This window comes from Inconstantimicrobium porci (assembly GCF_009696465.1).
Classification (GTDB): domain Bacteria; phylum Bacillota; class Clostridia; order Clostridiales; family Clostridiaceae; genus Inconstantimicrobium; species Inconstantimicrobium porci.
Genome location: NZ_VULX01000006.1, coordinates 70200 through 93097 on the forward strand (window position 1 = coordinate 70200; position 22898 = coordinate 93097).

At 30.2% G+C, this 22898-nt stretch carries 17 protein-coding genes; 5 read left to right on the forward strand and 12 right to left on the reverse strand.

Annotated elements, in window-relative coordinates:
• Positions 1-54: 54 nt before the first annotated feature.
• The 7 genes from FYJ33_RS06365 to FYJ33_RS16825 form a co-directional block, all read right to left on the reverse strand.
• Positions 55-2922, reverse strand: coding sequence for a DEAD/DEAH box helicase (locus FYJ33_RS06365; RefSeq protein ID WP_154530910.1), 2868 nt, complete (start codon positions 2920-2922; stop codon positions 55-57).
• A gap of 62 nt (positions 2923-2984) precedes the next feature.
• A complete protein-coding gene (locus FYJ33_RS06370) occupies positions 2985-4376 on the reverse strand; it encodes an MATE family efflux transporter (protein WP_154530911.1) in 1392 nt (463 codons plus the stop codon).
• Between the two features lie 152 nt (positions 4377-4528).
• Positions 4529-6493 carry an FtsX-like permease family protein gene (locus FYJ33_RS06375; protein ID WP_154530912.1) on the reverse strand — a complete coding sequence of 655 codons (1965 nt, stop codon included), beginning with the start codon at positions 6491-6493 and terminating at the stop codon, positions 4529-4531.
• Positions 6493-7248 (reverse strand): ABC transporter ATP-binding protein, encoded by a 756-nt coding sequence (locus FYJ33_RS06380; RefSeq protein WP_154530913.1) that lies wholly within the window; start codon positions 7246-7248, stop codon positions 6493-6495. Before FYJ33_RS06380 ends, FYJ33_RS06375 begins: the two co-directional genes overlap by 1 nt.
• Before the next feature lie 199 nt (positions 7249-7447).
• Entirely contained in the window at positions 7448-8437 is a 990-nt protein-coding gene (locus FYJ33_RS06385; RefSeq protein ID WP_154530914.1) for a sensor histidine kinase, read from the reverse strand.
• Entirely contained in the window at positions 8424-9089 is a 666-nt protein-coding gene (locus FYJ33_RS06390; RefSeq protein ID WP_154530915.1) for a response regulator transcription factor, read from the reverse strand. The genes FYJ33_RS06385 and FYJ33_RS06390 overlap by 14 nt, the downstream gene beginning before the upstream one ends.
• 22 nt (positions 9090-9111) lie before the next feature.
• Entirely contained in the window at positions 9112-10161 is a 1050-nt protein-coding gene (locus FYJ33_RS16825) for a GNAT family N-acetyltransferase (protein WP_154530916.1), read from the reverse strand.
• Between the two features lie 137 nt (positions 10162-10298).
• Between FYJ33_RS16825 and FYJ33_RS06400 the strand changes: the two genes are divergently transcribed.
• Complete coding sequence (locus tag FYJ33_RS06400) at positions 10299-11048, forward strand: threonine/serine exporter family protein (protein WP_154530917.1); 750 nt, start codon at positions 10299-10301, stop codon at positions 11046-11048.
• A 14-nt stretch (positions 11049-11062) separates the two neighbouring features.
• Entirely contained in the window at positions 11063-11500 is a 438-nt protein-coding gene (locus FYJ33_RS06405; protein ID WP_154530918.1) for a threonine/serine exporter family protein, read from the forward strand.
• Between the two features lie 194 nt (positions 11501-11694).
• Here FYJ33_RS06405 and FYJ33_RS06410 read toward each other — a convergent pair whose 3' ends face one another.
• The gene (locus tag FYJ33_RS06410; RefSeq protein WP_154530919.1) at positions 11695-12546 is read right to left on the reverse strand and encodes a flagellin N-terminal helical domain-containing protein; all 852 of its coding nucleotides are present in this window, start codon (positions 12544-12546) and stop codon (positions 11695-11697) included.
• 366 nt (positions 12547-12912) lie between these two features.
• Between FYJ33_RS06410 and FYJ33_RS06415 the strand changes: the two genes are divergently transcribed.
• From FYJ33_RS06415 to FYJ33_RS06425, 3 genes are all read left to right on the forward strand, one after another.
• Positions 12913-13743, forward strand: coding sequence for a PRD domain-containing protein (locus FYJ33_RS06415; protein WP_154530920.1), 831 nt, complete (start codon positions 12913-12915; stop codon positions 13741-13743).
• Positions 13744-14033: 290 nt separating this feature from the next.
• Positions 14034-14372, forward strand: coding sequence for a hypothetical protein (locus FYJ33_RS06420; RefSeq protein WP_154530921.1), 339 nt, complete (start codon positions 14034-14036; stop codon positions 14370-14372).
• Between the two features lie 88 nt (positions 14373-14460).
• Complete coding sequence (locus FYJ33_RS06425; RefSeq protein ID WP_154530922.1) at positions 14461-14685, forward strand: hypothetical protein; 225 nt, start codon at positions 14461-14463, stop codon at positions 14683-14685.
• A 31-nt stretch (positions 14686-14716) separates the two neighbouring features.
• Here the strand turns inward: FYJ33_RS06425 and FYJ33_RS06430 are convergent, their stop codons facing one another.
• From FYJ33_RS06430 to FYJ33_RS06445, 4 genes are all read right to left on the reverse strand, one after another.
• Entirely contained in the window at positions 14717-16726 is a 2010-nt protein-coding gene (locus FYJ33_RS06430; RefSeq protein WP_154530923.1) for a sensor histidine kinase, read from the reverse strand.
• A gap of 219 nt (positions 16727-16945) precedes the next feature.
• Complete coding sequence (locus tag FYJ33_RS06435) at positions 16946-17815, reverse strand: methionyl aminopeptidase (protein WP_154530924.1); 870 nt, start codon at positions 17813-17815, stop codon at positions 16946-16948.
• Between the two features lie 116 nt (positions 17816-17931).
• Positions 17932-18615 (reverse strand): YoaK family protein, encoded by a 684-nt coding sequence (locus FYJ33_RS06440; protein ID WP_154530925.1) that lies wholly within the window; start codon positions 18613-18615, stop codon positions 17932-17934.
• A gap of 113 nt (positions 18616-18728) precedes the next feature.
• On the reverse strand, positions 18729-22574 hold the full coding sequence (locus FYJ33_RS06445; protein ID WP_154530926.1) for a 5'-nucleotidase C-terminal domain-containing protein: 3846 nt from the start codon (positions 22572-22574) through the stop codon (positions 18729-18731).
• Between the last annotated feature and the right edge of the window lie 324 nt (positions 22575-22898).

Here is a 22898-nt window from a genome sequence, read left to right on the forward strand (position 1 = left end):
TTAATTGGTCACCTCTTACTATTATTGTACTAAATTGTTATCAATTAGGCAAAATTAAAATAAAAGCTTCAATATTTCTTCATTTGATAATTTGTTTATTCGATTAGCATCACTAAGTTCGCTTGATAAGATATCATTTATAAGTGACTTCTTCTCATTTTGAAGTAAAACAATCTTCTCTTCTATTGTGGATTTTGCAATAAGTTTAATAACATTTACTTGTGATTTCTGACCTATTCTATGTGCTCTGTCAGTTGCTTGATCTTCAGAGGCAGGATTCCACCAAGGATCAAAATGTATAACTGTAGAGGCAGAAGTTAAGTTCAAACCTGTTCCCCCCGCTTTAAGCGAAACAAGAAATATAGCTTCACCTTGAAAGCTGTTAAACTCATTTACTCTCTTAATTCTTGTCTTAGATGGTGTTTTTCCATCTATCCTGAAACATTTTATATCCAGCTTTTTTAATTCCTCTTCAATATTATCAAGAGCAGCAGTAAATTGTGAAAATATAAGCATTTTATTCTTATTCATGTTTACAATCTTAAGCAGTTCATTTATTTTGCCACTGCCTCCATCGTATTCATCGTCAATAAGTGCTGGATCAAGACATATCTCTCTAAGCTTTGTAAGATAGGTTAGAATAGATATACTATTTTTGCTCATCCTAAGTTCGTTCTTTATAGACTTAACATATGAATTATAGAGAATCCGCTGATTTCTAGTCATTGGTATCAGCTTTATTTTTTCTTTCTTCTCTTTTAAGCCTATGTTGACTTCTGACTTTGTTCTTCTAAGTATGAATGGTTCAGTCATACTCTTAAGAAGCTCAATGTTATATGAATATTTATTTTTAAATTCTTCAATTGTACCAAGATAACCACTATTAACAAAATCAAAGATGCTCCATAGCTCGGTTATATTATTTTCAATAGGTGTACCAGTAAGTGCAAAGTTCACATTACTATTAACAGATTTCACTGCTTCAGCTGCCTGACTCTTATAGTTTTTAATGTTTTGTGCTTCATCAATGATGCAGACATCAAAAAACTTGTCTTTATATGCTTCTAAATCAGCTTTAAGTGTAGTATATGTTGTTAAAAGCACATCATATTCCTCATAGCTATTAAGTACATCAATTCTGCGAACACCGTATATTATTCCTACCTTTAAACTTGGAGCAAACTTTTCAATTTCACTCTTCCAGTTATAGATAAGTGATGATGGAGATACTATTAAAAATCTTCTGCTTTCTTCTGACAGCAGGAAAGTAATAGTCTGAATCGTTTTTCCAAGACCCATTTCATCTGCCAGTATTCCACCAAAGCCTAATTTGTATAATCTTTTTAAGAATTTAAATCCATCTTCCTGATATTCCTTTAATGTTGCATTTAAATTATCAGGGACCGCATAATCGCAACTCAATATTTCTTTCACATGATTTAAGTTATCAATTCCACGTACTTTATTAATGTTTTTAGATGCAGAAAATACATACAACTCTTTATCTTCGTCAATTTCTAATCTATCATTTTCTTTACAGATATCGATTATATTAAAAAGACTGATAAAAGCATCATCCTCTAAATCTAGAAAATGTGATGAAGTTTTAAAGTATCTGTTGCCATTTTTATAGCTTTCATAAGCCTGAAGAATTTCTTCTCTTGATAATCCTTTAATATCATATGTCATAAATAGTCTATCATCATCGTTATCTATGTTTAAACTTATATCATCATTACCAAGAATCATCTTCCTTAAACTGCTACTTAAATTCACATTTCCTATAGAATTTATCGCGCTGTCCTGTTTAGTAAGTATATTAAACAAATCATCATCATTTCCAGTAAATTTTAGTCTGTTACCATTTACTGGGAAATTGTGACTTTCTAGCTTTATTAATATACTTTCATATTTCCTATCATGCATATCCAACAAGTTGTACTTTTTACTAAAATACTTTACATAAGCATCACAGTAAATTTCACCATTTTCATCATAAAGATTAAGCTCAATAGTGCTTAGATTAAACACAAACTCCCTGACTTCTTCACGTATATCAACATTCTTACTTACTTTAAAAAGCAAATCAGTTATACTCTCAAAGTCTTCAATAGTAAGGTGCCTCTTAATTACATTTTTAGCTTTAAGCTCATCATATAATGGAAGGTAGTATTTAAGCTGCTTACTACTTGGCACAAAAATATCATTATTATAGAAAAAGATATCATTATCACTACTTAGTGATAAAGGTAACTTTTTATGAGTTGTAACAATGAGACTTTCATCATCTTCTTTGACTGTAAAATAAAGATCCAGATTTTTATTTTTAGCCTTACAGGAAACTTCAATGTAATCATAGGTAAACTTAATTATTCTGTCACCAAGGGATAAAACATACTCCTTTATCTCAGTATCTTTAATAATCTCTTTATTTTTATACGGAAACTTCCTGCATTCATAAAAAATATTATCATTATTTTTAATCCTCTTTATTTTGATGTATCTGTTATCAGTAGCAGGTTTAGATTCTTTTTGAGTAGTTATAGTCTGTGATTTAATCTGCTGAGGCTTGCTATTCTTTTCTAATCTTTTTTTATTATCGACTTTCTTTTTAGCTACTTTTTTATTATAGTTTATGAATTTATAAAGACATGCAATTATATGGCTGCACATAAATATCTTATTTCCGTTATAACTTCGATGAAGACTGCATGTACATGATACTTTCTCAATTATAGATTTAGAAGTATTGATTTTAACATACACATCATTATCATCTACTCTGCCATATATAGAATAAAATTCTTTAAATGCTTTTCCAGTCAATTTAATGCTGCTACTTTTTAAAACACATAAAGCATTCTTTCTCATAGATGAAGAAGAATGCTTAGTAATAATATTCTCTAAATCATTAATTTTCATAACAACTCACCTCACAATGTAAGCTATTATACCATATTAATTAAGAATTTATAATGTAAATTCTACATTTCATGCTTTTCTAATAATTTCAGTTTTCTAAGTTCAATTATTCCAAGAGCCAGTGCAAGAAGAAAGCTTGCAATATCTGCTACAGTCTGTGCTATTTCTATACCTGTAAGTCCTAGATAATAAGACAGTACCATTAAAAATGGCAGAAAGAAAATTCCTTGTCTTGCCATAGCAAGTATAGAGGCACTTACAGCTTTGCCTATAGTCTGAAGCATCATATTAGTTAGTGTTATCCAGCCCACAAGTGGAAAAACAAGCGCCTGAGCTCTCAATGTTGCTGTACCTATAGCTGTAACAGTCATATCACCCTTTCTGAAAAATTGAATTATATAAGGTGCACCTGTAATACAAATTATAGATAACACAATGACAAATGATGTTATCACATTAATGCAGAAAAAGAAAGCTTCTCGTACTCTTCCATATAGTTTAGCTCCATAATTAAATCCACATACTGGCTGAAATCCCTGACCAAATCCCATTATTGCAGCATAACAAAATGAAGTTACTTTACTCACTATTGACATAGCTGCAATGGCAGCATCACCATATATACCTGCCGCAAAATTTAGCGCAATGACTGCAAGACTAGATAAGCCTTGTCTGCAGAAAGATGGAAGTCCTCCCCTTATAATTTCCTTATAAAGCCTTACACTAGGATTAAAATCCCTAAAATGCAATCTTAGATTACCAGCTTTTGTACATCCTTTTAATAAAAGGAGAAAGCTAACAAACTGACTAATGATTGTTGCAAGGCCTGCCCCTCCTGTTCCCATATTAAATACAAATATAAGGATAGGATCAAGTGCAATATTAATTACAGCGCCTGTTGCTATGCCTACCATAGCATAAAATGCACTCCCTTGATATCTCAGCTGGTTATTAAGCACAAGTGAAGCTGTCATATATGGAGAACCAATTAATATATACATAGCATACTGCTTTGCATAAGGTGCTATAGTTTTTGTTGCCCCCAATATTTCTACAAGTTTATTTATAAAAAGTAGTCCTGTAATTCCAAAAAGTGTTCCAGCTATAAGTGCTGAAAAAAAGCCTGTTGATGCCATCTGTGATGCATCATCATAATCATGTTTACCAAGCTGTCTTGATATATAATTTCCACTTCCATGACCGAATGTAAATCCCATTGCCTGAATTATAGCCATCAGTGAAAATACTACACCCACACCTCCAGTAGCGCTTGTGCCGATTTTACCCACAAAGAAAGTATCCGCCATATTATAAAATGATGTTATAAGCATACTGATGGTTGTTGGTATACCAAGTTCTATAATAAGTCCTGGAATTTTTGACTCTGTCATCTTTTTGAACTTTTCTTCCTGAAGTTTTTCCTGTAATGATTGTTCATTTATCTTTTGTTCCATGATTTCAAAATCCTCTACTATAAATTAATGATATTTTTCACTTATATTAGTGTGGGCAATTAATTTAAATATTATAAACGTATATAAAAATTTAACGATAAAAGAAACAGATCACAGATTTACTTAACAAACCTGTGACCTTATACCATATCTTATATGTCTTTTATTATGATTTTATATTTGTAGGCTGTCACAACGTAGAATATTATCTGAATAGCTACATATAATGCAAATATATGAAAGCAGTTATAAAACAGTACTTCACCATTTGGAATTAAGTTAAGCATATTCTTCAGAAAATAACCTATAATTAGTATAGCCAGTAATGGCGGTAGTAAAAATGTTGCTGCCAGTTCTTTATATGAGATCTTTAGTATTTCTCCTGTTGTAAGACCAAGTCTTGAAAGCTTTAATGCTCTTTCTACATCTTCCCTAGAAGTTACAATAGTCTTAAAGTAAAGGATAGCTGAGCTTCCTATAAGGAACATGAATCCAAGGAATGAATATGTGAATAAATTAAACTGACTTGATTTTAAGAATTCATCAAATTCTTCCTGCTTAATACATAGTGTATCAGCAAATTTATCACCAAATTCCTTCTTAAGATCCTGCTGTAAATTCTTTTTGTAGTAATTGTAGTCATACGGATCAATATTTAGCAGAATATCTTTAGTTTTAGATTCTTCATTACACATATTAGAAAGCTTCTTATAGTTTTCATTGTTGACAGTGATATTAATACCTCTTATAAAATACTTTGAAGCACTGCTGTTTGTAACCAATGTTTTATTATACTTCTTATTTTGCTGTTCAAAGAACATATACTTATTTTCAGGTATTTTCTTTTTATATTCTGAAAATGTACTGGTTTTTTTTACATTAGAACAGTCAAACAGTATATTTGAATTTTTAAAAAGTCCGCTGTCTGATAATTTGCCATAAAGCAGTTCATTATCTCTTAAGTTTAAACTTTCACCTGTAAACTTCCTATATGAATCTTCACTTATCACAAGCGATATGCCATGAGGGATTAAATCTTCACCAGTCACTCTTAAGTCAAAGACATTTAAACCTTCAAGTTCATTATATTGTTTTACTCTAATATCATTATCCTTTAAGATTTCTTTTATCCTAGACTCTGAAGTATTTAAAGGAACAACAAAGCTAAGATCATATTTATACTTTGTATCAGTAGTAATCTTTACGCTTTTATATGTGCTGTATGAAAGCGAAGTAAATATTATAGCTCCTGATGTCATTATTGAAACTATATACAAAACATTTCTAAGTGAATAAAACCTGTGTGATAATGAATTAATAAAAAGGATATTGTTGTTATAGAATCGTTTAAAATGCTTTAATGTTTTAACAATAAATGTCATTGCAAAACCTATTACAAAATATAACGATATAAATGTGCCACCTAAACCTATTTTAAGCATTGTAGATGAATACTCTGTGTCTGAAAAAGATTTTTTATAAAGAATAAGTGATGCTATAAATGCTACTAACGATATAATTCCTGTAATGAAGCTTGTTTTTCCTATATCTTTCTTTGCTTTTGATTTAAGTATTTCGACAATTGGAGTCTTCCTTATATAATAAAGCTGATATAAAGTAGAAATAAGGAATATTGCAATAGAAATAAGAAAGACTATGACAACTGCCTTAATATTAAAGAAATCAGTGTACTCACTAGTTTTTAGTATTGATGAAATTATCATAAAGAACAGCTTCGAAAACAATACACCTGTTATAGTACCAATTATAAATGATGCAAATGATATTATAATATTTTCGTAGCTTAGTATTTTAATTATCTGTTTTGATGTAAGTCCAATGGTATAATAAACACCAAACTCCCTGCCCCTGTACTTTGTAAATGTAACTGCTGTATATAAAGCAAAGAAGATGCTAAATAAAACCATGCCTGTTAGTATAAGGTTAAATTCTGATTTGATAGCACTGCTTGAAGGTATTTTTTCAAATTCACTGCTAAAAGCTAATGTGAAAAACATCAATAGTATACACTGAATAATAATATTACCAAATAGAAATGCAGTATAATTCCTAATGTTATGCTTAATATTCTTTTTAATTAAAGAAGAAAAGTCCATTAATTCTCTCCTCCTATAATCATCTGTGATTCAACAACCTTATCGTAGAAATCCTTTCGCGCCCCATCTGAATCAATCTGTAATTTAATTTGTCCATCTTTTATAAAAATAACGTTTTTGCAGAATGATGCAGCAAAAGGATCATGGGTAACCATGACTATTGTTGAATTCTTATCCTGATTAATTTTTCTAAGACTTTCCATGACGTTAAATGATGATTTTGAGTCAAGGTTTCCTGTAGGTTCATCAGCAAGTATAATCTTTGGATTCTTAATAAGTGTTCGTGCTTCTGCCGTTCTTTGTTTCTGTCCCCCTGAAATATTGTAAGGATATGAATCCTTGATAGAATAGATATCAAAATACTTTAGTATCTCATCAGTCCTTTTTTCTATTTCAGATGGTTTAACTTTATCAAGCGTAAGAGGAAATGCCACATTCTCTCTTACAGTAAGACTGTCAAGTAGATTAAAATCCTGAAATATAAATCCAAGATTATCACGTCTAAAAAGAGCAAGTTTATCTTTGCTTAACGCTGTTATATTCTTTCCACCAATAAGTACCTCGCCAGAAGTACACGTATCAATACCTGACAGGATATTAAGAAGAGTTGTTTTTCCGCTGCCACTTGGTCCCATTATACCTATAAAATCGCCTTCATTTACAGTAAAGCTGAGATTATTTATTGCCTTTACAGCCTGAGCCCCTTTATATGCATCATATATTTTGGTTAAGTTCTTACATTCTAGTATTTTCATAATAATCATCCTCCTAAATGTCTCTATGTTTTTAGTATAATGCTGCCTTTTTATTATCCAAATCGACTATTATTACAAAACCTTACACCAATGTAAGATTGAAAAAAAGTGTTGCAACACATATTCTAAGCATTTAAACAAAATGGAAGATGCATTTAAATTAGCACCTTCCACGTAATAACCATAATCTCACAAAGATCTAACAATTCTCACTTCTTCTGAATGTAAGTGAAAAATCTGAACCTTTTCCGCTCTCAGATGAAACATCTACAGATATGTGTAGTTTATCACATATTTTTTTAACCATATATAGTCCCATACCTGAAGACTTATCAGAAGACCTACCATTTGTACCTGTAAAAAAAGGTTCAAAAATTCTGTGGATCTCACTTTTCTTGATACCTATGCCCTTATCTTTTATATGAAGCGTAATATTAGAGTCAGATTCTTCACCAAAAATCATAATAGAACTATTTGCTTCTGAATACTTAACCGCATTGATTATGAGCTGTTTTATAACGAACTTAAGCCATTTTTTATCGCTGTAAATATTTAACGAACTATTCACTCTATTTTTAGGATATACTTTTCCATATATAAAGCTGCTTTTTTCGCTATTAACTACTTCTTTTACTATACTATTAAGATTTATACTCTCAGGCACATAATCACTGCTGAATTCATCCATTCTGAAAACATTTAAAACATTTTCCAGGTTCTTTTTTAATAGCTCGTTTTCATACCTTATGTCTGAACCTTCTTTACTTTTCATGCTTTCTGTAGCAAGTGATATAACAGAGACAGACGTCTTCATATTATGAATCCATTCAATAAGCATTAAATCTCTTTCCTTTATACTATCATTAAGCTTAGATATCTCTGATAGATACTTTTTATGAATTTCTTTTTCCTTTTCAATGACATCTTCAAAAAGTGAGTTTTTACCACCGTTATACTGTGGACTTGTAACTCCTTCTTCAAGACATTTATATAACTTTCTATAAGCAAAAAATTTATAGAATAAATATAAAATAAGGAAAAACATATTAATAATTAACGGATACAGTTTAAAGCCTACATTAGAAAGGATTGTGTAATAAATATTCATTAATATACTGCCACAAACAAATAATATTATGGCAGCTTTTTCTTTTTTTAGTGTTCTAAGAATCATATCAGCATAACACATATCCAATACCCCTTTTAGTCTCAATATTTAAATTAAGATTATTATTTTTTATAAGCTTCTTTACTCTTGTTATATTTACAGTAAGGGTATTATCATCAACAAATTCATCTTCATCCCACAACTCATTAATCAGTTGTTCCCGCGTAATAACTCTTCTATAATTTTCAAAAAATATCTTCAATATATTAAACTCATTTTTAGTAAGTGAAATAACTCTGTCACCATCATTAAGCTCCATATTCGAATATACTAGCTTTATATCATTAACCTCAGATATAGTGCCTGTGCTTTTTTCAGTTCTTCTAAGAACTGCATTAATCTTAGCAAGCAGTATACCCATACTAAAAGGTTTCGTTATATAATCATCTGCTCCAAGATCCATGCCTCTTATCTGTTCACCTTCTTCACTTCGTGCAGATACAATAATTACGGGCACGTTCAATTTCTTTCTGATCAATTTCAAGAAATAAAATCCGTCAAACTTAGGTAGATTAATATCAAGAAGTATTAAGTCATAAACTTCATTCATGACTATCTTCTCAATATTATCAAAATCCTCTACAGTACTAATATCATAATCATAAGCATTAAGGTATTCTTTCATGTATTTTTTCAGTAGTGCATCATCTTCAATTATCAAAATTTTCTTCATATTTTATCACCATTTATTACAACTATAGCTTGAACACACTGACGCTGTAATCTTTTTCTTTAAAATCACCTACATACTCCATTCCCTGGCTTGAATAGAAATTTCTTAAAGCTTTATTGCCACTCCAGCAGTCAAGATAAATGATTTTGTTGTTGCTGCTGCAATACTTTTTACAGAATGTTATTATTTTAGCCCCAATCTTTCTGCCCTGGTAATCTGGATCTAATGCTATTCTGTATAAATAAAGTGTTTTACTTGTATCAATGTTGATACCAAAATACTCAATAATAGATTTAAGACCAAATGTTCCTATAATTGTACCATTAAGCTTTAATACATAAAGATTTCCGTTTTTTATATCATCCTCTATTTCATTTTCATTGCATGGATACTCCCACTGATTTATTTTCCTTGAAAGGAGATCTTTTGTTGTCTTATTAATTACAGTAATCACCTTATCTTTGTCATTAGGATTTGCTTTTACAATTTCGTAGTCGTCATTTATTCTTAGAAGTACATCTTCCAGCCTTCTCTTTGGAACGTGATGAATAAAATTTTCGTCTCTATAATATTTTATATCATCTTCTTGTCCTATTTCTTCTATTACTACTTCTTCTTTTGGATAACCAAGAGCTATAACAAGCTTTATTTCATATCTATCACTTATGTTAAGAGAAGTTCTTAGTTCTTTCCTATTAATATGTCTTATAATGCATCCACCTAGTTTTTTCTCCACAGCTCCTAAAAGTATGCTCTGAGAGGCAATCCCTTCATCCTCACTTCCTGTATCCATAAGCTTTGTATCTTTTAACATAATTATATATGCTGATGGTCTTTCTCCCTTTCTAGGCCCATTCCAATCCTTTAAATAACCTGCCCAGAATAAGTTTTTGAAAATTATTTCGTTTATATTTCTGTCATTGAAAATCATATATCTTAAAGCTTGAATATTTTTACCATTTGGTGATAACCTTGCAAGGTCAACAAGCTCTTTTAATATTACTGTACCAATATTTCTCTCTTCATAATATCTTCTGTATGATCTGTTTTTCAATATTAAATCTCTTATCATTTAATAATCCCCCTGATAAACATATAAATGTATAGTTTATATTATAATCTTTATTATTTTTAATGTAAATTTACTTATTGATATGTATTTTATAAGAATGTATAATACTGATGTTATTAATATACGGAGGTTTAAAGATGGATATAGACAGAATATTAAATTTTTCAACGACAGCTGGAAAGATTATGCTACAAAGTGGTGGCGAAATATATAGAGTTGAAGAAACAATATTTAAAATTTGCAAATCATTTAGCATTGAAGAGGTTGATGTATTTGCATCTACAACTTCTATTGTTGTTACAGCAATAGATAAAGGTAAAATTCATACAATTGTCAAGAGAATAACCTCTAGAGGCGTAAATTTAAACAAGGTACATAAAATTAATTCATTGTCTAGAAAAATCTATAATGAAAAACTTCCCATAGAAGCATGTGAAAAAGAACTAAAGGATATTGATGTAGATGATTCGTACTCTTTGAAAAAGAAATTATTTTATGCAGGAATCTCAACATCTACTTTTACGATACTGTTTGGCGGCAATGCTTCTGATTTTGTTGCTGCATTTTTTATCGGAATAATTGTACAATTTATATCAGAAACACTATGTCGAACTTATCTTAATCCTTTTTTTAGAAATGGATTATGCGGGGCAGCTGTTGCACTATTCTCTATAATATTTTTAAAAGCAGGTTTTATAAAAGGAATAGACAAACTTATTGCAGGAACTATCATGCTGCTTGTTCCAGGTTTATCGCTTACAAATTCAATAAGAGATATACTTGAAGGACAACTTGTTGCTGGACTTACTAATGCAGCTGAAGCTTTATTTGTTGGAGTATCAACTGCTGTTGGAACATTTCTTGTAATACAATTACTAATGATGTAGAGGGAGATTAAATTATGATTATAGAAGTGATTGCGGCATTTTTTGTTGCTTATGGATTTGGCATACTATTTAATATTAAGGGAAAATACCTTTTTTTATCAGGCATAGCAGGTTCAATAGGATGGTTTGCATACAAGCTATGTTTAAACCTTGGAAGCAGTGATAATCTTGCATACTTTATTGCAGCATTATCGTTCAGCATATTCTGTCAGATTTGTGCGATAAAATACCACACACCTTATACTATTTTAAGTATATGTGCTCTGATACCTTTAGTTCCAGGCTATGGTGTTTACAACAGCATGTATCAGTTCTTAACAGGAAACTACATTAAAGCTATAGACTATGGTGTAACAACATTATCAAATGCTGGTTCATTAGCTCTAGGTGTAATACTCATATCATCAATCTTTAGAACAAAAAAAGGATTTAGGTATCTATTAAAAAAATGACAAAGGATATGTACAAAATTTAAAACTTAATCTTATATTACATAAGAAAATATAAAAAAAGGGCTACAAGACATATTACGAAGCCGACCTTGTTCCCAGCGGTCTCTTCAGGTCGTTTCTTCATATGTCCTGCAGCCCTCATATTACTAAAGAATGAATTTGCATTTCATAAAGAATATACTTATAGCCTTCAATTATTGTCCTAACATTTTCTTTAGCATGTCTACCATGTTCTGTCCCTGTTTATTTACTTGTGCCACTAAAGACTGATCAACCTGCATGAGGATGTTGTTTTTAGCGTACTCCATTGCTTCTTTAGCTATATCGGCATCCAAAATTCTTGATTGATAAGATGTCAAATTTTCAATTGCATTACCCTGATTCTGAACTATAAACTCAAGTCTGTTCATAGTTGCACCAATAACAGCACGCTTTCTTGACACATCGTTTATAGCATTTTTTACAGCATCCATAGCTTTTTGTGCATTTTCCTGTGTATCAATTTTAGCATCACCTATACCTATTTGAGCTGCATTCATATCATGCATTTTTACAGAAATATTCTGATTACTGTTTGCACCAACATGAATCTTAATAGTATTGTCACTTTTATCAATATTACTATTTCTAGTTGAATCAAATAATGGCATTTCGTTAAATTCAGCATCCCTGCCAATACGATTAATTTCAGCTTTAAGTTGTTGAAATTCAATATCAGCATATTTCCTATCTTCAGGTTTTAATGTACCATTGGCACATTGAGTGGCAAGTTCATTCATTCGCTGTAGAATTGAGTGTACACTATCCAAATATCCATCTTCAGTCTGAAGAAGTGAGATGCCGTCTTCTGAATTTCTTTTAGCCATTTCGAGTCCTCTAATTTGGGATTCCATTCTCTGTGATATAGCAAGACCTGCGGGATCATCAGCAGCGCTATTAATTCGCTTTCCTGTTGATAATCTAAACATACATCTATTCATATTAAATTGATTAATACCCATATTTCTAAGTATCGGCAATCCCATTGTCCACCAGCTTATCTGCATAATGGTTTCCTCCCATCAATAATTTATAACTATAAATTATTTTGTTATTTCAAGAGCAAAATAATACTCTAATACAATATTATAATTAATTATACATTATATTCCATATTTTTTCCAGAATCAGCTTTATTTTGTTCAATAATTATTACTTTTTCAATTTATTGGCTATATTTTAAACAATAATTTATAAAACAATAATTATTGACTTTATTTTTTCAAAATGTTAATATAGAAAAAAACAGAGTACTTTTGTAAATGATTTAGATGACATTAGTATCATAAAGTTGGTAATAATGCCTTTTTTTATTGCATATCATTTATTCATTAAACGGCAAAATTTATTAAATATTAAAAGGAGAACTGAAAATGTTTAGGGTAATAAAAGTGTTGAATAATAATGCTATATTGGCAACAGATGGATCTGATAATGAAATAGTATTTCTAGGCAAAGGAATAGGATTCAACAGAAAAATAGATGATTTATTTGATAATATCGAAAACTCAAAGTGCTATTGCCTACAGAAAGAAACAGAAAAAGGTAATTCTTTAGATTTAATTGATAACATGAAGCCGTTATACCTAGAAATAGCTAGCGAAATTTTAAATATCGCTGAGAAAAGATTTAAAAAAATTGATAATTCAGTACTTGTTACTTTAGCTGATCATATTGCATTTTCAATTGAAAGATTGAAAAAGGATTTGGTCGTTAATAACCCGTTTTCTGATGATATTAAATCTCTATTTAAAGATGAATATGAAGTAGCCCTTAAAGGAAAAGAGATTATAAAAAGAAGAACAGGTGCTGAAATTAGCAACGATGAAGTTGGTTACATTACCCTTCACATACATTCAGCATTAACCAGCGATAACGTATCACAATCAATGCGAATTGCAATGATAATAAGAGAAACAATAGAAAAGGTTGAAGATAAATTTAACATTGAAATAAAAACCGATTCGCTTTCATACTCAAGGTTAATGAATCATGTGAAATTCATGATAGTAAGATTAAAACAAAATGAAAAACTTCATGTTGATATAAATGAGTACACAAAAACACAGTTTCCGAATTCATATGATATAGCTTTAAATATATGTGATAAAATAGCACATGAATTAAAACAGCCTGTAGACGAGGTAGAGGTTGGATATCTTGCTCTACACATTGAAAGAATAAAAACATCAGAAATTAAATAAATATATTTTAAAAGGTAGTATGGAAAAACTACCTTTTTTAATTATATATTTTAGTATCTTCTTTTCTATATATTCTTCTATATTTCCTGCCTATTATAATTCTTAATAGCAACCAAAAACCATTATATCTAATAAGTTACAATATAATGTTATTAAATATTCCTAACATTATAAATCTTGGATATAAAGTGAGGAGATTTTATGGCTACCGTAATACAACCATTAGTAGTCGGTGCAAGAGTTGCATTTACAATTACAATACCAATACCTGCTGGAATAGAAGCCGCTTTATGTATGTAAATAATGATAAATTTCTTGAGAGTACATCAAATGGATGCAATGTACAACTTAAAATGCCATCGCAGAATGAACTTATAATCACTCCTGAAAGCCAGCGTATTTCAACATTCATTTCAGAGAATAAAAACATTATAAGTTCCATAGCCTCAATTGAAAGATCAAATTCATCTATACTCTCAGGTGAAGCTGACCTATTAAGCAGCTCAAAGAAAATCACTAGTAAGGAAAATGAGATTAACTTAGTCAGAGACTCAATTAAAAGTCCAATTAACGCTTCCTCTATGCTAGAACATATATTGTGTCAAGACCTTGAGGAATGTGAATATTAAATCAAATTTGAAAGCATGATAAATTCACTAACAATTCTATCATTTATTCTTCAGTAATTTACTTCTTAAATTAGATACAAATGAACTATTGCATAATGAATTTGATTTACTTTTAAATATTACAGATGAAGAAAAGAAAATAGCCAGCGATATGTTCAGTGCAGCTTCAGAATTTGAAAGTTCTATATGTGCATCATCAAATATTAATGAATTAATATCCATAAATAAAAATATGCAGAATACTATTGATGATATTATAATCGAAGAATATATGTTATATAAAAAAGCTCTAAATATTATTAACGGCACATAATTTAATCTCTAATTATATGCCGTTAATTTTATTATTCCATTATATCTGACATCTCCACTTCAGCTGTATATTTTAATTTACTGTCTATTTCGCAGTTACTTGTATCATTATAATCATAACTGAATTCACCTTCCTTTAATATAGGAAGACTAAAGGAAATTGTAGTACCTCCACCCTCTTCACTTATTACTTCAATTCTTCCTTTATGAAGATCAATTATCTCCTTAACAATATTTAAACCAAGACCACTGCCTTCTTTTTCTCTTGCAAGCTTTTTATCAAGTCTTTCATATCTATTAAACATCCTATTCTGATGTTCTTTTGAAATACCAATCCCTGTATCTTTAACTTTTACACAAGCTTCATTTTCGTTTGTTTCAATAAGTACATCTATATGCCCATTATCCTTGTTATATTTTATTGCGTTAGAAATCAGATTTAAGACAACTCTTTCAATCAATAGATTATCAGCATTAACATATATTTCTTCATTATCTGTATCAAATGTCATAGTAAGACCTTTGTTCTCAGCATAAGAAATAACTGACATTGTGGTATCCTCTACTAATGATACTATATTAATTGCTTTAAAACTTGTCTTAATTGTTCTTTGTTGTAATCTTGTTGCATCAATAAAATTATTGATAAGTTTTATAAGCCTATAACAGTTCTTTTTAATAATATCATTATATTTTGTTATCGCACTTATATTACCTGTTCTTTTACTTAAGTCCTCCATCTGAATTGCAGAATATATTACATTTATAGGAGTTTTAAACTCATGCGAAAGATTTGCAAGAAAGTCATCCTTTACCACTTCCTGCTCTTTATGCCTCTCCATCTGATCATGAAGTTTTTGGATACTGATTTTTGCAGAGAGATTTTCAACGATTGCAATATGATCATCGCCACCTAATGTCTCTACCTTAACCAGATGCAAACTACATATTAATTTCACATTATTAAATGAGAAATTTAATTTCTCGATTTTTTTATCATGATACATTGCCATATTAAAATCTGTATTGCTATTTTCAATGAGATCGGTTAACTTTTTACCTATTAAAACTCTTTTATCAACTATGTTAAACATTTTTAATAGTTCTTCATTGGCAAAAGAAATTTTAGAATCATTAAGCACTAAGATTCCAACAGGAATATTGTTAATTACCTTTAATGATTTTTCAGCATTATCTTCTATATCTTTTTTAGCTTTTGAAAGTTCTATAACTGTTTCTTTTAAACTATTACTTTTATCAAGCAGTTCTTTATAAATTATTTGTTCAGGCTGACAAATTATTTTTGACACCAAAATCTTAACCATAAAATAATCACCTATCAGAATTAATAGATACATGAACAATATTCTAAGAGTTGATTTAGATGGGTTAGTACCAATAATAACAATAAGTATAAAAACCCTAGAAATAATATAGTTATTTATATAAAATAATATCCTTTTTTCAATGTTCTTATTACTTTTTTTTGAATTTGCCAAATACCATGCATAAACATAACATGAAGCAAGTAACAATATAACAATATCTCTATTTATACTTACTTCAAGAGCCTTAACATTATTAAAAAAGGCTATTTTATCACTATAACTTATTGCCAAACTTGTAAGAACAAACACAATATTGATTAAGATTAATCTTTGATAATTAATTTCTTTATCTTGATTTTTAAAAGAAAATATTAGTGTACATGGCTGATAAAATGAAGTAATATAGAACATTTTGCCAAGCATATTTAATACCTTAATGCTGCTAAATCCCTGTTTAAATAGCAAAATGAATGATATAGTTAAAATAGCAGATCCTGAAAATCCAACTGTTAAATACTTATAAAACTTCGAAATGTACTTATTATCTGTATTATAAATCATAATTAAAGCAGCACCATATAATGAACCCGTAAAAACACTAAAGGTTGTCACTAACGTTTCTGCTTGAATACTACCATGCACTATAAAAGAAAGAATAACTGATATTACAGCAATTGCAGATATTAATTTAAATTCCTTTGATACTTTGACCATTTTATTTTCCCTTCATATAACCCCATTAATATATATAATTATACAACCATTTTACTTAATTTTCAATTTTATGTTTTATTTTGCAATATTTTTGTAATTTATACGAATTGGATTATTCTGGTAAACAATTGCACTTAAAAATATAAATATATTTTAGTTTTACTCATAAATCCATAATATAATGATTACAAAAAAAGATCAGCACTTGCTGATCTTTTTCTACTTAGAAATTATTTCTACACCTTCTTCTGTTACAAGCAGTGTATGTTCCCACTGAGCTGATAGTTTACCGTCTTTAGTATATGATGTCCATCCATTATTTTCATCAATATATAATTCAAATGTTCCTTCATTTACCATTGGTTCAATTGTAAATACCATGCCTGGAGCAAGTATCATTCCTGTACCTCTTGTTCCAACATGAGATACAAATGGATCTTCGTGTATATCAAGACCAACACCATGTCCTCCAAACTCTCTAACAATTGAATAACCATTTTTTTCAGCATGTTCCTGAACAGCAGCTCCGATATCCCCTAGGAATCCCCAAGGTTTTACAGCCTTAATTCCTTCATATAAACATTCTCTAGCAACTTCAACAAGCCTTTTAGCTTCTGATGATACATTTCCTATCATTATCATTCTTGATGCATCAGAGAAATAACCATTTAAATTTGTTGTTACATCAATGTTTATAATATCTCCATCCTTAAGAATCACATCTTCACTTGGTATACCGTGACATATCTGATTATTTACAGATGTACAAAGACTCTTTGGGAATCCTTCATAACCAAGATCTGCAGGAATTGCTCCATGAGCAGTTGTAAATTCATAAGCCATTTTATCTATTTCTTCTGTACTTATGCCTTCTTTAATATTTTGTTCAAGATAATCAAGCAATGCATTATTAACTTCTGCACTCTTTCTAATACCTTCAATTTCTTTTTGATTCTTTATCAAATCCCTGCTAGGCACTTCATAGCCTTGATTATATAATTCCTGAATTTTTTCATCAAATGCAAGATGACATTTCTTATATTTAAAACCACTGCCACACCAGCATTTAGAATTTCTATTAATGCTCATTTATATCTCTCCTAAACTAATTGAAATAATTACATTGTATAAAACAAATAATAACACTTCTCTTGTATTATTTATTACCTACACCTATTGTATCATAATAAATTAAATTAGTTAAACTAAGCATGTTTTCTTTTATCTATTTTTACTACAATTACTGTAATTATTAGCACAATAGATGCAAACCATATCGATGAAACTCCAAAGTATGATGTCATCATAGCCCCCAAAAATCCTCCAATTAAAAATCCGCCAACAATTTTAAAATATCTTATAGATTTTTCAAAAGCTTTTTCATTTTTCTTAGTTATAGCTATATATGCTGACTGTGTAGCAGTTCTTAGATTACCTGTACACATTGTTGTACTATATGGTGAATCTACTAGCCTTCTAAACGACGCAATCTGAACAGATGACACAAAAGCCACTATTATATTTACAATTGAATCATTAACAGACTTAGGTATAAACCCAATAAAAAAGAATATTATAATTTCCACAATAATTATTACTGTTTCTGATTCTTCTGCAAGTTTTTTAGGGCATTTTTCCTTTATAATTTCCACAAAAATGACACCAAGTATACATGCAAGTACTGGAGCAACTGCAAACAATGTTTTATGAAAATTTCTATTATAAATTTCGATACCTATAAGTACTATGTTTCCAGTTTGCGCATTTGCAAAAACACCACCTCTGCCAACAAAAGTATATGCATCTAAGAATCCGCCAACGATGGCAAGTAATATTCCAACCTTAACAGACTCAAAGGGAATTGTATTACTATGATCTGTTTTTTTCAAATTCTGACACCCCCTCACACATGTACAATTATAAATAACAAACTGTTCTTAATCAATTACCAAAAACAAATGGAAGGCTTACGCCCTCCATTTACTTATTAATTTTTAAATAATTAAGCTGCTTTCTTTTTCTTGTCGATTATTATAGCACATCCTGCAACTAGTAATACAACTGCTACAGCTGCCATTGCACCTTCTCCAGCCATTGAACCTGTTTTTGGCATTGTACCTGTAACAGCATTTTTATCTGATTTACCTTTTGTGCTGCCATTTGAACCATTGTTCTTGTCAGCAGGCTTTCCAGTCTGTGGCTTATTATTACTGTTGTTATTATCATTAGGTTTAACTACAGGTGTAGTAGTTCCTTCTCCTGGTTTCTGACCTTGCTTATCATCATCGTGATTACCAGCACCTGGTTTATTATCATCCCGACCCTGATTTCCAGTACCTGGATTTTTATTTCCGCTATTATTAGCAGGTGCTTGTCCATCTATTAAAGGTTCAAAATAATTGTAGTTTAGGTGTTTTCCTTCCTTAGTAAGTTTCTCTAAGGCTTCTACCATTGCATCTCTTACAGGGACACCTGTATCAACTACATTCTTAGCATTATCGAAGTTATATCCATCACCATTAGTAGCCATAAAATCGTTAGTTACAAGTGAATAAGTTTTATTATCTTCAATTTTGCTTCCATCATCAAGACACATAGCAGAAATTCTATTTCCTGCTTCCTTATTTTTATCATAATAAACTTTAATTCCTGAAACTTGAATCCAACCTATATTATCATTATAAATACCATGTTCTATAAGCTTCTTAACTTCACTACCAGTAACGTTCATTGTAACAAGAGTATTATCAAATGGCATTACTGTATAAAGGTCCCCCATAGTTATACTTCTTTTATTAATTGATGCTCTAATTCCACCACCATTAGTCATAGCAATCTGAGTCTTAGCAGCATCTTTCATTACATCACAAACCCATTTTCCAAGTACAGAAGTACCGTGATGTCCTCTTGAATCATGAGTTAAGTCAGTATCTGTTATACCAACAACTCTATTTAATGTTGGCTTTAATTCTTCTTCAAATTGTTTATATGTCTTTAATGCTTCAGCATCATCTTTTAATGTGTTTTGTCTCTGATATAAGTTGTCAAGACTTGGTAAAACTACATGTTTATTTGTTTCTGGATCAAATATTATAGACATATCTGTTAAAGATCTACCATTGTAGTATCCCTGTACAACTGGTTTCTTGACTGTTTTTCCTTTAGCATCTTTACCATCAACATATCCACAAACAGGCTGATGAGAGTGAGCAGATACTATAGCATCTAAATTTCCAACATCACATAATTTGTAATCTACAACTTCGCCAGTTATTTTTCCATCTGAATCTTGAGATGATCCAATATGAGTAAGTGCTATTACAACATCAGCTTTTCCTTCAGGAAGACTTCCTGATTTCAACTTATCAGCCCATTCCTTAGCTGCAGTTGCAGGGTCCTTAAATTCAATGTCTTTAACATTTTCTGCTTTAGTTTTATATTCTGTTTCTGGAGTAGTTAATCCAACGAATCCAACCTTTACTCCATTCATATCAACTATCTTATAAGGTTTAGCATAACTTACAGGTTTACCCGATTTCTTATCATAAATATTTGATGCCAAGAAATCAAAGTTACCATCCTTGCTCCATTCTGTTAAGTGTGCTGTACCCCAATCAAATTCATGATTACCAACAGCTGAAGCAGTAATACCTATCTGTTTAAGCATTGCAGAGACAGGTTTACCATAAGTTAAATTTGACATAGCGCTGCCTTGATAGTTATCTCCACCTGATACAACAATTGTGTTTTTATTTGCATTTTTATACTCTTTTATTGAATTTACAAACTTAGACATTCCTGTATTCTTACCTGAATTCTCAAGGCTACCGTGGAAATCATTGAATGATACAACATCAACAACTTTTTTGCCATGTTTCTCTAGTACATCTTTAACGTCTGACCAAGTTACTGATTTTGAATTATTAGAAGTCTGTTCACCAGCAATTCCAGAAAGACTTATATCTCCTTGATTGACAGCAGCTACAGCCAATGCTCTTTTCTGCACATTCCAATTGTTGCCAATAACACTCCAATTATTATCACATTCAGGTGTAATAGTTCCACCTTTAACATCTTTAATATAAGAGCCAATAAGATCTCTTATTCTTCCATCACCAAGGCCCTCAGTCTGTTCTGATTTTCCAACTAATATAGGAAGTTCAGATTGATCTTTAAATACAGGTCCTAATGATAAAAGCTGTGAACTTGCTCTGTAATTATTACATGATAGATATAATTCATCTTCATCATTAATTGGTGTACCATCATACTTAGTAAGTCCTGTTATTCTTTTTCCTACTTCTTTAGATATATCTACTTGATATTTTAATCCTGTAAACATATCATAATTATATCCAGGCATAGACTTGTTGAATGAAACAGTCAAATCTCCTGGTAAATACTGATTATAATAAGAAGCTGACCATTCCATATACTTCTTTAATGATTTTCCTGAAATCTTTAATACATATAATGTATTATCAAACTTATAAATATCAGCCGTACCACACTTTTTAATTGTTCCTTCTTTTATATTAGCACCATCTTTAAATGCTGCTGCTGAAGAAACATCAATTTTGTGATTAGCAACCTTTTCACCATAGTACATCTGTACTTTATTGATTAAATCAATCATTGGTGTTGGCTGAAGTTTTGCCTGTTCAATGCCTTTAACTTCATTTTCAGGAACAAGATCTCCATCCCTTAATGTTCCGATAGGTGTATTGGCATCTGCAATAGCTTTCTCACTAAATGGCTTAAGCTTTTCTACAAGTACTGGATCAGCTTCAACACCTTTTAAACTATAAGAAGTACTTGTAATATCCTGACCTTTATTAGCAACTTCAAACTTACCTTCTTTATTTTTAGTAAGTTTTAAGTTTATTTGAGCTAAGTTTTGTCCCCATTTTCCTGCTTCAACTATTACAGTACCCTTTTCTTTTGCTTCATTGTAAGCCTCTACAGTTCCTGTTGCTTCAGTACCATCATTTGATATAACTGAAATACCTTTCTTTGTTGAAGAATATACTTTTCCATTATAATAATAACTACCTGAAATATTATTATGGAAATGAGCTGCTACAAATGCAGTAATTTCTGGACATTCATTTAATATATCAATAGCACTTGAACCTTTAGTACCATATTCCTGATTTATTCCCATGTGATCAACTGCCACAATTGTATTAATTCCCTGCTTTTTTAATTCTGAAATAGCTTTCTTTGTTTCGTCAACTGAATTTGTAACTTTACATCCAGAAAGATTTGGTCCATCCCATCTTGTTATGTTAGGTGTAACCATTCCTACTATACCTACTTTTACGCCGCCCTTTTCAACAACTTTATATGGAGCACCTAAAGTAGTACCATCTTTATCATAGACATTACCACAAAGTACAGTTGCCTTGAAAAGTTTTTTAACCTTATTTAAGGTTGGAATACCATAATTGAATTCATGGTTACCTAGAGTAATAGTATCATAACCAATTTCATTCATGGCTGTAGCCATAGGATTTGACTCTCCATCTAAAAACAATGATTCTGAGTTATCTTGAATGATATCACCTGCATCAACCATTATAGTATTTGGGTTTACTGCTCTTAGTTCTTTAACCTTTGTAGAAACCTGAGCAAGACTTCCCGAAGTGTTTTCTGCATTAATTGCATAATCATATGGTAAAAATCTACCATGTGTATCTGTTGTAGATAAAATCTGCAAATTTACTACACTCTCATTATTTTCATCATTTGCCGAAGCCTTTACTGGCATTGGTGTAATTAATGAAAAAGTCATAGCTGATGCAACTATTAATGATAATAGGCTGCATTTTTTTGAATGATTTAACATTTAAAATCCCCCTTAAAGTTTATATATCAAATTTGTATTTGATAGCACAATTATACAATAACATCGAATGTTATTTTTGTAAAAGTCTAAATTTAGTGGTATTTTACTAATTAGCACGAATAATGCATGTAATAATCAAAGAATCATTCACTTATTTAATTAATTACTACTTTTTATAATCTTTACCAAATCAATGTCGTAAATATTGTATGACAATCAAAAGTTTTATTATGTATTTTATAACAAACCATATCAGCGAATATATTCCATTATAGTAATTATATTTTAACAATATTAACTTTATATTAAATCTTGTTAAGAATA

What these genes read in the sequence shown, in the direction of transcription:
- FYJ33_RS06365 (WP_154530910.1), bottom strand. Translation starts at nt 2,922, where the DNA reads ATGAAAATTAATGATTTAGAGAATATTATTACTAAGCATTCTTCTTCA.
- FYJ33_RS06370 (WP_154530911.1), bottom strand. Translation starts at nt 4,376, where the DNA reads ATGGAACAAAAGATAAATGAACAATCATTACAGGAAAAACTTCAGGAA.
- FYJ33_RS06375 (WP_154530912.1), bottom strand. Translation starts at nt 6,493, where the DNA reads ATGGACTTTTCTTCTTTAATTAAAAAGAATATTAAGCATAACATTAGG.
- FYJ33_RS06380 (WP_154530913.1), bottom strand. Translation starts at nt 7,248, where the DNA reads ATGAAAATACTAGAATGTAAGAACTTAACCAAAATATATGATGCATAT.
- FYJ33_RS06385 (WP_154530914.1), bottom strand. Translation starts at nt 8,437, where the DNA reads ATGTGTTATGCTGATATGATTCTTAGAACACTAAAAAAAGAAAAAGCT.
- FYJ33_RS06390 (WP_154530915.1), bottom strand. Translation starts at nt 9,089, where the DNA reads ATGAAGAAAATTTTGATAATTGAAGATGATGCACTACTGAAAAAATAC.
- FYJ33_RS16825 (WP_154530916.1), bottom strand. Translation starts at nt 10,161, where the DNA reads ATGATAAGAGATTTAATATTGAAAAACAGATCATACAGAAGATATTAT.
- FYJ33_RS06400 (WP_154530917.1), top strand. Translation starts at nt 10,299, where the DNA reads ATGGATATAGACAGAATATTAAATTTTTCAACGACAGCTGGAAAGATT.
- FYJ33_RS06405 (WP_154530918.1), top strand. Translation starts at nt 11,063, where the DNA reads ATGATTATAGAAGTGATTGCGGCATTTTTTGTTGCTTATGGATTTGGC.
- FYJ33_RS06410 (WP_154530919.1), bottom strand. Translation starts at nt 12,546, where the DNA reads ATGCAGATAAGCTGGTGGACAATGGGATTGCCGATACTTAGAAATATG.
- FYJ33_RS06415 (WP_154530920.1), top strand. Translation starts at nt 12,913, where the DNA reads ATGTTTAGGGTAATAAAAGTGTTGAATAATAATGCTATATTGGCAACA.
- FYJ33_RS06420 (WP_154530921.1), top strand. Translation starts at nt 14,034, where the DNA reads ATGTATGTAAATAATGATAAATTTCTTGAGAGTACATCAAATGGATGC.
- FYJ33_RS06430 (WP_154530923.1), bottom strand. Translation starts at nt 16,726, where the DNA reads ATGGTCAAAGTATCAAAGGAATTTAAATTAATATCTGCAATTGCTGTA.
- FYJ33_RS06435 (WP_154530924.1), bottom strand. Translation starts at nt 17,815, where the DNA reads ATGAGCATTAATAGAAATTCTAAATGCTGGTGTGGCAGTGGTTTTAAA.
- FYJ33_RS06445 (WP_154530926.1), bottom strand. Translation starts at nt 22,574, where the DNA reads ATGTTAAATCATTCAAAAAAATGCAGCCTATTATCATTAATAGTTGCA.